This is a genomic window from Saccharopolyspora sp. NPDC045839 (assembly GCF_056431645.1).
In genome coordinates this window covers 20,600-32,861 of sequence record NZ_JBWKKH010000027.1, presented here as the reverse complement: position 1 = coordinate 32,861, position 12,262 = coordinate 20,600, and the positions used below count along the sequence as shown (strand labels likewise).

Here is a 12,262-nt window from a genome sequence, read left to right as displayed (position 1 = left end):
CGATGGTCTTGGTCCGGGACGCCTTCGAATGGAGAAAACCCCAGCATGCAACACGAATCCAGGCTCGCTCGCGGGCTGAGCCGGCGCGGTTTCCTGGGCCTGACGGCGGCGGGCGCCGCCGTGGCGCTGTCCGGCTGCGCCGGTGGGACCGGCGCCACCGCGGTCGGGCCGCCTCGCCCCGGCGGGCGGTTACGCGCGGCGTTCTCCGGCGGCGGCGCGGCCGAGGTGCTCGACCCGCACGAAACCGACCTCTACATCGAGATCGCCCGCGCCAAGGCGCTGTTCGACAAGCTCGCCGACTACGGCTCGGACATGTCCCCGCGGCCCCGGCTGGCGGAGCGCTGGGAGCCCAGCCAGGACCTGCTCACCTGGCGGATCACCTTGCGGCGGGCGGCCTTCCACGACGGGCGGCCGGTGCGCCCGGCCGACGTGCTGGCCAGCTTCGCGCGGATCGTGGAGCCGGGCAGCAGCCGCCGGGCCAAGGCCAGCCTGCAGGTGATCGACCTGCCCGGCAGCCGCGAGCTCGACGACCGCACCGTCGAGTTCCGCCTCAAGCGGCCCTATGCGGAGTTCCCCAACGCGCTCGCCACGCTGGGCGCCTACATCGTCCCGGAGGGCACGCGGGACTTCGACCGGCCGGTGGGCTCCGGACCGTTCCGCTTCGTCTCCTTCCAGCCCGGCCGCAACTTCGTCGCGGCCCGCAACCCCGACTACTGGGACGGCGCGCCGCACCTGGACGAGCTGGAGATCGTCGTGACCAACGACGAGGCGGCGCGGGTCAACGCGCTGCTGGGCGGGCAGGTCGAGTACGCCCACGACCTGACGCCGACCAGCGCTCGCACGCACGAGAACACCGGCCGGGTGCAGGTGCACCGGCTGCCGCTGAGCAACTTCCACGGGCTGGTCATGAAGACCGACCGGCCGCCGTTCGACCGGCCCGAGCTGCGCCAGGCGATGTTCCACCTGGTGAACCGGGACGAGCTGGTCAGGTCGGTGCTGCAGGGCTCCGGGCAGCTCTGCAACGACCTCTACGGCAAGGGCTACCGGTACTACGCCGACGCGCTGCCGCAGCACGCCCAGGACCTCGACCGGGCCCGCGCCCTGATCAATCAGGCCGGCGCGGAGGGCCTCGCGGTCGACTTCGACACCTCCGACGCCTCGACCGGGCTGAAGGAGGCGGCGCTGGCCATCGCCGACCAGGCCAGGCAGGCCGGGCTGAACCTCAACGTCCGGCTGGGCAACAAGGACACCTACTGGTCCGACATCGCGAAGAACGGAGTGCTCGCCAGCTACCGGTCCGGCGCGATGCCGCTCGAATCGCACATCTCGCAGCGTCTGCTGACGACCTCGACCACCAACAACACCAAGTGGCAGCGCCCGGACTTCGACGCGCTCTACCACGAGGCGCAGTCCACAGCGGACGATGCCCGCCGCGAGCAGCTGTACTTCCAGATGCAGGACCGGCTGCACCGCGAGGGCGGTTTCCTGTGGTGGGGCGTGTCGGACTGGATCGTCGCGTCGGCGCAGAACGTGGGCGGCATCGACGACCGGGCCCCGGCCAACACGCTGGACTGGGCCCGCTACGACAAGGTGTGGCTGGCGTGACCCGCTACGTCCTCCGGCGGGTGCTGCTGGGCGTGGTGCAGGTCGTCCTGGTGATGGCCGCGGTGTTCTTCCTGACCGAGGCCCTGCCGGGCGACGCGGCCGTCACGATCGCCGGGGACAACCCGGACCCGGCGATCATCGCGCTGCTGCGCGAACAGCTCGGCCTGAACGAGCCCGCGTGGCAGCGCCTCGGCGGGTGGCTGCTCGGCGCGCTGCACGGCGATTTCGGCCAGTCGCTGGTCGGGCCGCGGGCCGTGGCCGACATCATCGGCGCGGCGCTGGGGCCGACGCTGCTGCTCGCCGGGCTGACCCTCGTGCTGCTCGTGCCGCTGTCGGTGGCGCTGGGCATGCTCGCCGCGCACCGCGAAGGCGGCCGGATGGACCGGGTCGTCACCAGCGGCACGCTCGGCCTGTACTCGGCGCCGGAGTTCGCGATGGGCGTGCTGGTGGTGACCGTGTTCGCGGTGCAACTGGGCTGGTTCCCGCCCACCGCGGTCGGCTCCGGCTCGCTGCTGGGCGATCCGGCGGTGCTGGTCCTGCCGGTCTTCGTGCTTCTGCTGCGCCCGATCTGCTCGCTGAGCAGGCTGGTGCGAGCGGGCATGATCGACGCGCAGCGGGCCGAGTACGTCCGCCACGTCCGCAGGCTCGGGATCTCGCCGGCCCGCGCCCGCTTCGCGCACGCGCTGCCCAACGCCATCGCTCCCGCGGTGCAGCAGCTGGCCCGGACCGCGGACTGGCTGATCGGCGGCGTGATCGTGATCGAGGCGATCTTCGTGATCCCCGGCCTGGGCACGACGCTGGTCGAGGCGGTCTCGGCACGGGACCTGCCGGTGATCCAGGGCCTGGCGGTGGTGCTGGCCGGCACCACGGTGCTGGTCAACCTGGCGGCGGACATCGCGGCCCGCGGCCTGGCGCCGGCGTCGGAGGTGGGCCGGTGAACAAGTACTTGCTACCCGCCGCGCTGGTGGGCGTGCCGGTCCTGGTGGCGTTGTTCGGGCCGCTGTTCGCCACCGGCGACACGGCCAAGGACGTGGCCTTCGCGCTCGGCGGCGGTCATTGGTTCGGGACCGACTTCGTCGGCCGGGACGTGTGGAACGAGGTGCTGCTGGGCGGCCGGTCGCTGGTGCTGACCGCCGCGACCGCGACGGCCTGCACCTACCTGCTGGCGGTCCCGCTGGGACTGGCGGCGGGCATGACGAAGAGCCGCCTGCTCGACGAGGCGCTGATGCGCCCGCTGGACCTGGTGCTGGCGATCCCGTCGATGCTGATGCTGTTGCTGCTCGCCTCGATCGCCCCCGACGCCCCGTGGGTGCTGCTCGGGATCGTCGCGCTGATCAACCTGCCGGACGTGGTGCGGATCAGCCGCGCGTCGGCGCTTTCGCTGGCCAGCGGGCCCGCGGTGGAGGCGATGCGCCTGCAGGGCGAGAGCCGGCTGCGCATCGGCGCCGGCTACGTGGCCCGCGCGATGCGCCGGACGCTCGCCGCGGACCTGGGCACCCGCTTCACCGGGGCGATCTACCTGGTCGCGTCGGCGAGCTTCCTGGGCGTCGGGATCTCGCCGGGTGCCAGCGACTGGGCGGCGATGGTCGACCGCAACCGGACCGGCCTGTTCATCCAGCCGTGGGCGGTGGCGCTGCCCGCACTGCTGATCGTGCTGCTGTCGGTGGGCGTGAACCTGGCGTTCGACCGGTGGCTGCGCGCTCGTCCGACCGCTCTGGAGGCACGTTGACCGTCGTGGAAGTCCGCAACCTCACCGTCGCCGCCGGCGGCCGGGAGATCGTCTCCGGGGTGTCGTTCGCCCTGGCGGCGGGCGAGGTGACCGCGCTGGTCGGCGAGTCCGGCAGCGGGAAGACCACCACGGCCCTGGCGCTGCTCGGCGAACGGCCCGCCGGGGCGAGCGTCACGGGCTCGGTGGAAGTCGCCGGTGTCGCGGTGGATGCCGACCACCCGCCGGAACCCGGCCTCGTCGGCTACATCCCGCAGCATCCTTCGGCGGCGCTGAACCCGGTTCGCCGCATCGGTTCGGTGCTGCACGAGATCGCGCGACTGCACGTCCGCGCCGGCACCCGCGCGGAACGCAGGCGCCTGGTGCGGGCGCGGGTGCTCGAAGCGCTCCGCCAGGCGCAGCTGCCGGACGGCGATGAGCTGCTGCGGCGATACCCGCACCAGCTTTCCGGCGGGCAGCAGCAACGCGTCGTGCTGGCGCACGAGCTCGTCGGCCGCCCGCGCGTCGTGGTCGCCGACGAACCGACCACCGGCCAGGACGCGGTGACCCGTGCGCGGCTGGCCGGGGAGCTGAGAGCCGTTGCGGCACAGGGCATCGCGGTCCTGCTGCTGACCCACGACCTGGATCTGGTGCGCGAGCTGGCGCACCGGGTGCTGGTCATGAACGGCGGCGGCATCGTCGAATCCGGCCTGCTCCGGGAGGTCTTCGGTTCTCCCCGGCACGACTACACGAACCGCCTGATCGCCGCGCAACCCGGGCGTCCTGCGGAGCCCGGCCGCACCGGAGGAGGGCGACCGCTGGTGACCGCGAGGGCGGTGACCGCGGGCCACGGCAGGGTGGACACGCTGCGCGAGGTGACGCTGGACATCCGCGCGGGCGACAAGCTGGCGGTGGTGGGGCGCTCGGGCAGCGGCAAGACCACGCTCGCGCGCTGCATCGCGGGTCTGCACCCGCACCGCCTCGGCGAGATCCGCTTGGACGGCGATCTGCTGTCGCCGCGGCTGCGCAGGCGCACCCGGGACCAGCTCGCCCGGATCCAGTACGTGTTCCAGGACGCGCGCGCGTCGTTCAACGAGTTCGTCCCGGTCCTCGACCAGGTCGCCCGGACCGCCGAAAGGCTGTGCGGCGCAACGAGTTCGGCGGCGCGCGCCGAGGCGATCGAGGGCCTCGCCCGCCTCGGCGTGGCGGAGTCCGGCGCGGCGCGGCTGCCGCGTTCCCTGTCGGGCGGCGAACTCCAGCGCGCGGCCCTGGTCCGCGCCCTGCTCAGCGGGCCGGAGCTGCTGATCTGCGACGAGATCACCTCGGGTCTCGACGCGCTGACCCAGGCCGGGCTGCTGGCGGCGCTGGATCAACTGCACCGAGACACCGGCTGTGCCCTCATGATGATCACGCACGACCTGGCGGTGGCATCGGGCATGGCGAACCGGGTGCTGATCATGCACGAGGGCGGCGTAGCCGAACAGGGCCCGACCGCGGAGGTGCTGGACAACCCGAGGAGCCGGGTCGGTGCGGAACTCGTCGAAGCGGCAACGAGGAACAAGGGGATGGTCTCCCAGTCCTCGGTGCCGTGATCGCGGTTGTCCGGACGGGTCAGAGCCGCCCGACCACTTTGCGGGGCGTCACGCGGATCACCGTCACCGGCCGCTCGTCGGCCCCGGCCTCCGGGGTGTCCGTGATGTGCTGGGCGTAGGTCTTCCCGATGTACTTCTGCGCCAGTGCGTCCCGGAGCTCGTCGGCGCGCTCCGGCTCGAAGGTGGCGGTGCCGTGGATGGCGGCGTAGGTGTACGGAGCCTCGGCCGGGGTAACGAGCACGGTTACCCTCGGGTCGCGCCGCAGGTTGCGTTCCTTGCGGCTGCCGACGGCGCTCATGAAGAGCACGTCCTCGCCGTCACGCTTCACCCAGACCACCGACTGCTGCGGGCTACCGTCCGGTTGGATCGTCGCCACGACGCCGAAGACGGTGGTGTCGAGCAACTTCGCCAGCTTCTCCGCTGATACGCCGGTCATGTCGAGAACTCCTGTCGGGTGTGTCTGCTGTGGACTCGGCGGGCGATGAGGCGCTCGGTCTCGGCGTGCAGTCGCCGGGCCGCCGCGGGGTCGAAGCCGGTGCCGTCCAGGTCGAGCGGCTCGCCCTCGACGAAGGCGCTCAGCGCCGCGGAGGGCGGGTCGTCGAGCACCGCGAGCATCGGGGCGATGGCCTCCTCGACCGGCTTGGCGGTGGCCCGCATGACCTCGATCTGCCGCGCGGTCTCCGGGTCGTACTGGCCGGCGAAGCCGGTGGCGACCACGCCGGGGTGAAACAGCACGTACCGGATTCCCCGCGACCGGCGGTGCTGGGCGAACCCGACGCCCAGCAGGTCGTTGAGCGGGCCGCTCTGCGCGAGCGCGGTCAGGCCGTGGTAGTCCTCGGCGAGCCCCAGGTCGTGCCAGTGGACCGCGCCGCCGGAGCCGGGCCCGCAGACGTTCAGGACGACCGGGGCGTCGGCGGCGTCGAGCAGGTCGGCCATTTCGTGGCTCAGCACGAACCGGCTCAGGTAGGACAGCGCCAAGGTGTGCTCGAAACCCTCGGCGGTGACCGCTCTGCTGGACCGGTAGTACCGGGCGCACAGCACCAGCGCGTCGACCTTCGAGAACATGGCGCGGATCTCGCCGATAGCCCTCCTTGTCTCGCCGATCAGGCTCAGGTCGGCGAGCACGAAGCGGGCCCGGTCGCCCGCGCCGATTCGCGCCGCGTCGTCGAGGAAAGCCGCGCCCTTTTCGGTGTTTCGCCCGATGACCAGCACTTCGTCGCCGCGTCTCAGGCGGGCGAACGCGAGCGCCCGGCCGATGCCGTCCGTGCCACCCGTGATGACGAACGTCTGCACTCCGGACTCCTCCGGGCGGTGGCCGGCGCGGCCGTGCCCCATCAAATTTGAACTCATGAGTTCAAACTATCGACCTCAGTAGTCAAATACAAGGTTCAGTAGTTTAAATCGGCGAGTTCAATTCGCGGTAGGATCCAGGCGTGAGCGGAGCGGGCACAACGGCGGCGTCGGGGCGCAGCGCCTCGCGCGGTCGCATCGACAAGCGCCAGGCGATCCTGGACGCGGCGATGCGGGTTTTCGCCCGCGAGGGATACGCGCAGGCCGGGGTGGATGCGATCGCGGCGGAGGCCGGCGTCGCCAAGCCCACCGTGTACAACCACTTCGGCGACAAGGAGAACCTGTTCCGGCAGGCGATCGCCGCCGACGCGGACCGGGCCCTCGCGCGGAACATGGAGGTCGTCGACCAGCTGCGCAGCGAGGGCGACCTGCGGCCGATGCTGGAAGAGGTCGGCTTCCGCCTGCTCCAGTGCCACTGCGACGACCGCTCCTGGGCGCTGCGCCGGTTGCTCTACGCCGAGCTGGGCAGGTTCCCCGGCCTGATCGACATCGTCCGGGGCCGCGCGTCGGACCGCGTCACCGAAGCGCTCGCCGACCGGCTCGCCCGGCTCGCGCTGGCGGGCCGCCTGCGCGCGTGCGACCCGGCCGAGGCCGCCGAGCAGTTCGCGGCGCTGCTGACCGGCCCGATGGAAGCGCGGGCCCGTCTGGGCACTCGCCAGGTGCCCGATGACGAGCTCCGGACCGTGGCGGCGGCCGCGGTCCGGACCTTCCTGCAGGCCTTCGCGCCGGAAGCGGACTAGGCCCGCCGGCCTCCGGTCGCGTGGTCGCGCAGCTGCGTCGCCAGGTCCCGGATGTCGCGGGCGATGACGTCCCAGGCGTCGGTGGCGTGCAGGTCCGTCTGCTGGGAAGGCCCGTACTCCTGCGGCCGCGCCACGAACGCCGTCCGGAACCCGACGCTGCGGGCCGCCGCCAGGTCCGCGTTGTGCGCCGCGCACAGCATGACCCGGTTCGGCGGCAGGTCGAGCAGCCGGGCCGCGCCGAGGTAGGCGTTCGGGTCCGGCTTGTAGGCGCGGATCACGTCGGAGCCGATGATGACGTCCCAGGGCAGCCCGGCGTGCTTGGCCATGTTGGTCAGCAGCGCGAGGTGCCCGTTGGACAGCGGGCCGATGATGAAGTGCCGCTTGAGCTCGGCCAGCCCCGGCACGCTGTCGGGCCAGCCGTCGAGCCGGTGCCAGGCCCGGTTGAGCCACTCCAGGTCGGCCGGCTCGATCCGGTCGACGGGCAGACCCATTTCCTCCGCCGTCGCGATCAGGTTCTCCCGGTGCAGCTCGTCGAGGTTGACGAACTCCCTGGTGCCGTCGCGGATGGGTTCCATCGAAGGCTGGTAGCGCGCCCGCCACCGGAGCGCGAACTCGGCGGCGTCGACCTCGACGCCGCACCGGAACGCGATCGCCTCCACCGCGTCGGTCACGCCGGACCGCCAGTCGACCACGGTGCCGAAGGTGTCGAAGAGAACGGCGTCCACGATCCGCTGCGGAGCTGCGGCCATCGCTGGACCTCCCTTTGTCGGGGTGGCGCTTCGGGGGCCGAGCCTAGCAAGGCGGTGGGGCGAAATGTAGATCAACTCGGTGAGATCTGCTCAACAGCGCGGTTAATCTGAAAATCCAATGTGGACGTTCCATCAGGTGGACGGGGTAGTGCCGGTTTGCTCGGCGAGCAGGTCGATGACGTCGGCGATGTCCTGCCGGCGCGCGTGCGCCAAGCGCTGGCGGTGGGCCCCGCTGCCGCGGCGCAGCAGCCGGTCGAGGGCGCCGGTCACCAACTGCGTGTCGCCGCTGGCGTCCAGCGCGGGCAAGGCCGTCTTGACCAGCTCGTCCAGCAGCGAGCGCGCGGGCACGAGTTCCCCGGTGTCGTCGAGCCCCTGGCCCTCCAGCCCGTCGTGCGCGGCGCGCCACAGCGCGAGGCGGAGTCGCTCGTCGGGTAGCTCCGGCGCGGGGCGGTCCTCGGCGACGTCCTGCAGCGCCACCGCGGCCAGCGCGCGCACCAGGAGCGCCAGCAGCAGCGCTTCCTCCGCCGTGCCGGCTGCGTCCGCCACCCGGATCTCCAATGTGGACAGATGCGGCGCCGGCCGGACGAGCCAGTAGACCATGGCGCGGTCGAGCGCGGCGCCGCTGGCCAGCAGCAGATCGACGGCGCGCTGGTAGGACGCCGGGTCCCGGTGCACCGGCGGTGGCCCGGCCGATGGCAGCCGGGACCAGACGATCGTCCGCCAGCTGGCGTGCCCGGTGTCCCGGCCGTCGCAGAACGGGGAGTTCGCGGTGAGCGCGAGCAGCGCGGGCAGGTGCGGGCGCAGGTGGTTGGACACGGCCAGGCTGGTGGCCAGGTCGGGCATGCCGACGTGGACGTGGCAACCGGTGGTGGCGTGCGAGTCCAGCAGCAGCCCGAACCGGTCGCCGATGCGCCGGTACCGGGGTCTGTCGGTGATCGGGACGGGATCGGGCATGCCGAGCGGGGAGTAGCCGGTGGAGACCATTCGGAGGTTGTGCCGGCCCGCCGCGGCGACGAGGCCGCGCCGGGCCGAGATCAGGTGGTCGTGCGCCTCGGCGGCGGTGCGACACACGGGAGTGTTGGCCTCCAGCTGGAAACGGGCGAACTCCGCCGCGAAGTTGCCGGTGGCATCGCTTCCGGTCGCCGGGACCTCGTGAAGGACGTCGGCTGCTCGCGGCGCCGGCCGGCCGGTGCCGGGATCCAGGACCAGGAACTCCTCTTCGATCCCGAACGTCGGGTGCGGCGAGCCGCGATCCATCGAACGCCCCCTTCCGGCTCGGTGGTCCTCGCGAACCGGAGCCAGTTTCGGGCCCGCGGCTGGGTTTGTCACTCGCCCGGAAGTCGTTCGACGGCCCGGATTCACCCCTTCGGCGCCGAGCCATCAAGGTGGTTTCCGCCGTGCCGGCGCGGCGCTGCGCCAGGTCACGGCGGTCCATTGTGGATAGTTCCAGGCCGGCCCGGTGCGAGTCGGGGTTCAGCACCGGGCCGGGGACTTCTGGAGGTCCGGGGAGAGCTCGCCCGCCAGTCGGTCTCCCCGTGGCCCGTCGATGATCGAAGTATGGGGAACCGGCCGCGTGCATTTCAAGCAATTCAAGCAATTCTCCGGATTTCCAACCCGAACGGCCCAGTTGATCACGTCGGTGGATCACCCGGTTCGGCTGTTTGAGTTGCGCGGCGGGCCAACGCTTGACCGAATGCTCGTATTGCACAGACGATGCATGAATCTTCTCGACGAGGAGGAGCACGTGAAGTTGACCTTCCAGGGAACGACGTCGCACGCCGGTACCTGCCCCACGCTGTACAGCACCGACCAGGGAACCTACGTCGTCCAGGGCTACAAGGTCACCGACCCCGAAGCACTCGCCGCGCTCCGCGAACGCGGGCTCCCCGACCACGAGACCGCGGTGGAGGTCCCGGCCGCGTTGCTCGACTTCGTGCCGAAGGCGGCACCGTGAGTTCCTGGGTGTTACCCGGCGCCGAGTTCGACGAACTCCTGCGCTCGTTCGAGCGCCGGGCGTGGCGGTGGGAATGCCAGGGCACCTACCGCCAGCCCGACGAGGCCGAACCCTGGCGCCGCTGGCGGGCTGGCGAGCCGGACGACCTGCGCTGGCTGCGGCCCTGGCTGGACCAGGTCGCGGCGGCGACCCGCGCGGGCCGGCTCGTCTCCCGGGTGCGCGTCTTCGGGGAACCGCCCACCGAGTACCAGCGCTGGCAGCTCGACGTCGGCCCGGCCAACATCGCCGCCGGCGAGGACATCCGGGTGCTGACCCAGGACGAAGCGGCCGAGCTGGGCCTGCCGACCAGCGACTTCTGGCTCTTCGACGAGACCAGGGTCGCGTTGATGCACTACGAGGACCAGCGATTCGCTGGCACCGAGATCATCGCCAGCCCGCGGGAGGTGGACCGCTACCGGGCCTGGCGGGAGATCGCATGCGATCATGCGATTCCATTGATGGTTTACCTGCACGACCTGCCCCAGAGGAGCCGGTGACGGATTTCGACACACGCCGCCTGGCGTTCGGCGACGCATTGCGTCGGCTGCGCCTGGCGGCCGGGCTGTCCGGGAAACAGCTCGCCGAACTAGCCGGGTGGACGCCGTCCAAGGTCTCGCGGGTGGAGACGGCGAAGCAGTCCGTCTCCGACGCGGACGTGGTCGCCTACTGCCGGCTGACCGGTGCTGCCGACGATGCGGCGGCCGAGCTGCGGCAGGAGCTGCGCGAGATCCGCATCGAGGCGGCGAGCTGGAAGCGCCAGCTGCGCACCGGGAATCGCGCCCGGCAGGAGTACGGCCGGCAGCTGGAGGACGGCGCCGAGCGCATCCGGCTGTTCGAGATCGCGCTGGTTCCCGGCCTGGTGCAGACCGCCGAGTACGCCCGGCACGTCTTCGAGGTCGTCGCGGACCTGCACCAGAGCTCGCGGGACATCGCCGAGTCGGTCGAACAGCGAATGGCCCGCCAGAGCGTCCTGTTCAACCCGCGCACGTCCGTGGAGATCCTCTGCTCCGAAGCCGCGCTGCGGCATCCCATCGCCCCGCCGCAGGTGATGGCCGGCCAGCTCGACCGATTGCTGGCCCTGGCGGGCATGTCCACGACGCGGCTGGCGATCGTGCCGCTGGACGCGCAGCTGACGGTCGTTCCGCTGCACGGCTTCGTCATCATCGACGAGCTCGTGCTGGTGGAGACGGTCAACACGGAGATGACCATCGCCGACCCCGACGACCTGGCGCGGTTCCACCGCGTCTTCGACGGCCTGCTGTCCGCTGCGCTGGAGGACGCCGAGGCCCGGGGCTTGCTGCAGCGGCTCATCGCGCACTACGCGGCGGCCGATCAGCCGTGAGCACCGAGTAGATCAGCAGGGCCAGCAGGGCGAGAGCCGCCGTGATCCACGGCAGCGGGATGGCGTCGCCCGCCAGGTCGAGCGCCGCTCCGCCCAGGTAGGCGCCCGCCGCGATGGCGACGTTCCAGACGGTGATGGTCAGCGACTGGGCCACGTCCGCGTCCCGGCCCGCGACCCTGGCCGCCGCGGCCGGGAACATCGTGGGCGCGCCGCCGAAAGCCAAGCCCCACAACGCGACCGAGGCGAACAGCACCACCGGCAGTGCCGCGGCCATTCCGATCAGCGCCACCGCGATGCCGATCAGCAGTGCCGAGGAGAGGATCAGCAGGCGCAGGCGGCGGTCGATCAGCGCGCCGACGATCCAGATGCCCAGCACCGAGGCGGCGCCGAAGACCAGCAGGACGGCGCTGAGCAGCTCCACCCGACCGGCGGCGGCGAGCACCGGGCCGATGTAGGTGTAGAGGACGTTGTGCCCGAGGACCAGTGCGAACGTGGTGGCCAGCACGGCCGGGAAACCACGGGTGGCAAGGACTTCCAGGGTGTTCGCGCGCTGCTGCGCCGGTTGTCCGGGCAGCGGCGGGACCTGCCAGAGCACCCAGCCGACCAGCGCCGCGGTGATGACCGCCATGGCGCCGAAGGCGTACCGCCACCCGATCAGCTCCCCGAGCACCGTCCCGGCCGGGACCCCGATGGCGAACCCGATCGGCGTGCCCACCATCGCGATCGCCAGCGCCCGGCCGGCGCGTTCCGCCGGCACGATCCGCATCGCGTAGCCGGCGATCATCGCCCACATCACCCCGGACACCGCGCCCGCCAGCACCCGCGTCACCAGCGTCAACGGGTACCACGGCGAAATCGCGGTGACGCCGTTGACCACGGCGAACCCGAGGACCAGGCCGAGCAGCAGCGCGCGGCGCGGCAGCCGCCGGGTCAGCGCGGTGAGCGGCACCGAGGTTGCCGCGGTGCTGATCGCGTACACCGACACCAGCTGCCCGGCCTGCGACTCCGAGATCCGCAGATCGGCGCTGATCGGGAGCAGCACCCCGGCGGGCAGCGTCTCGGTCAGGCAGCCGATGAGCACCACGGTGGCGAACGCCGACAGGGCGCCGACCGGCAGTTTCGCGCTCGAACCCGCCGCGCGGGCCTCCACGTCCGAAGTCATGGCCCCACCCTGAAGACCTCACAC

At 71.9% G+C, this 12,262-nt stretch carries 13 protein-coding genes; 8 read left to right on the top strand and 5 right to left on the bottom strand.

Annotated features, from left to right (window positions below; translation table 11 throughout):
* Positions 1-45: 45 nt before the first annotated feature.
* Genes AC07EQ_RS30635 through AC07EQ_RS30620 form a run of 4 tightly spaced genes read left to right on the top strand, consistent with a single transcriptional unit; the run spans position 46 to position 4,902 of the window.
* Positions 46-1,605: an ABC transporter substrate-binding protein gene (locus AC07EQ_RS30635; RefSeq protein ID WP_478391337.1), complete on the top strand. Its 1,560-nt coding sequence runs from the start codon at positions 46-48 to the stop codon at positions 1,603-1,605.
* Positions 1,602-2,543, top strand: a complete 942-nt coding sequence (locus AC07EQ_RS30630) for an ABC transporter permease (RefSeq protein WP_478391336.1) — start codon at positions 1,602-1,604, stop codon at positions 2,541-2,543. The genes AC07EQ_RS30635 and AC07EQ_RS30630 overlap by 4 nt, the downstream gene beginning before the upstream one ends.
* Positions 2,540-3,334 (top strand): ABC transporter permease, encoded by a 795-nt coding sequence (locus AC07EQ_RS30625; RefSeq protein WP_478391335.1) that lies wholly within the window; start codon positions 2,540-2,542, stop codon positions 3,332-3,334. The genes AC07EQ_RS30630 and AC07EQ_RS30625 overlap by 4 nt, the downstream gene beginning before the upstream one ends.
* A gap of 5 nt (positions 3,335-3,339) precedes the next feature.
* Positions 3,340-4,902: an ABC transporter ATP-binding protein gene (locus tag AC07EQ_RS30620; RefSeq protein ID WP_478391414.1), complete on the top strand. Its 1,563-nt coding sequence runs from the start codon at positions 3,340-3,342 to the stop codon at positions 4,900-4,902.
* A gap of 19 nt (positions 4,903-4,921) precedes the next feature.
* On the opposite strand, the gene AC07EQ_RS30615 is transcribed toward AC07EQ_RS30620, so the two are convergent.
* Positions 4,922-5,338, bottom strand: coding sequence for a PPOX class F420-dependent oxidoreductase (locus AC07EQ_RS30615; protein WP_478391334.1), 417 nt, complete (start codon positions 5,336-5,338; stop codon positions 4,922-4,924).
* Entirely contained in the window at positions 5,335-6,252 is a 918-nt protein-coding gene (locus tag AC07EQ_RS30610; protein ID WP_478391333.1) for an SDR family NAD(P)-dependent oxidoreductase, read from the bottom strand. The genes AC07EQ_RS30615 and AC07EQ_RS30610 overlap by 4 nt, the downstream gene beginning before the upstream one ends.
* A gap of 83 nt (positions 6,253-6,335) precedes the next feature.
* Between AC07EQ_RS30610 and AC07EQ_RS30605 the strand changes: the two genes are divergently transcribed.
* Positions 6,336-6,992, top strand: a complete 657-nt coding sequence (locus AC07EQ_RS30605) for a TetR/AcrR family transcriptional regulator (RefSeq protein ID WP_478391332.1) — start codon at positions 6,336-6,338, stop codon at positions 6,990-6,992.
* On the opposite strand, the gene AC07EQ_RS30600 is transcribed toward AC07EQ_RS30605, so the two are convergent.
* Both AC07EQ_RS30600 and AC07EQ_RS30595 read right to left on the bottom strand, forming a co-directional pair.
* Positions 6,989-7,741 (bottom strand): haloacid dehalogenase type II, encoded by a 753-nt coding sequence (locus AC07EQ_RS30600; RefSeq protein WP_478391331.1) that lies wholly within the window; start codon positions 7,739-7,741, stop codon positions 6,989-6,991. The genes AC07EQ_RS30605 and AC07EQ_RS30600 overlap by 4 nt on opposite strands.
* A gap of 132 nt (positions 7,742-7,873) precedes the next feature.
* Entirely contained in the window at positions 7,874-8,998 is a 1,125-nt protein-coding gene (locus tag AC07EQ_RS30595) for a carboxylate-amine ligase (protein ID WP_478391330.1), read from the bottom strand.
* 460 nt (positions 8,999-9,458) lie between these two features.
* Between AC07EQ_RS30595 and AC07EQ_RS30590 the strand changes: the two genes are divergently transcribed.
* Genes AC07EQ_RS30590 through AC07EQ_RS30580 form a run of 3 tightly spaced genes read left to right on the top strand, consistent with a single transcriptional unit; the run spans position 9,459 to position 11,076 of the window.
* Positions 9,459-9,695, top strand: coding sequence for a hypothetical protein (locus AC07EQ_RS30590; protein WP_093269954.1), 237 nt, complete (start codon positions 9,459-9,461; stop codon positions 9,693-9,695).
* A complete protein-coding gene (locus tag AC07EQ_RS30585) occupies positions 9,692-10,231 on the top strand; it encodes a DUF6879 family protein (protein WP_478391329.1) in 540 nt (179 codons plus the stop codon). The genes AC07EQ_RS30590 and AC07EQ_RS30585 overlap by 4 nt, the downstream gene beginning before the upstream one ends.
* The gene (locus AC07EQ_RS30580; RefSeq protein ID WP_478391328.1) at positions 10,228-11,076 is read left to right on the top strand and encodes a helix-turn-helix domain-containing protein; all 849 of its coding nucleotides are present in this window, start codon (positions 10,228-10,230) and stop codon (positions 11,074-11,076) included. The genes AC07EQ_RS30585 and AC07EQ_RS30580 overlap by 4 nt, the downstream gene beginning before the upstream one ends.
* Here AC07EQ_RS30580 and AC07EQ_RS30575 read toward each other — a convergent pair.
* On the bottom strand, positions 11,042-12,238 hold the full coding sequence (locus tag AC07EQ_RS30575) for an MFS transporter (RefSeq protein ID WP_478391327.1): 1,197 nt from the start codon (positions 12,236-12,238) through the stop codon (positions 11,042-11,044). The two genes, AC07EQ_RS30580 and AC07EQ_RS30575, sit on opposite strands and share 35 nt — an antisense overlap.
* Positions 12,239-12,262: the final 24 nt, after the last annotated feature.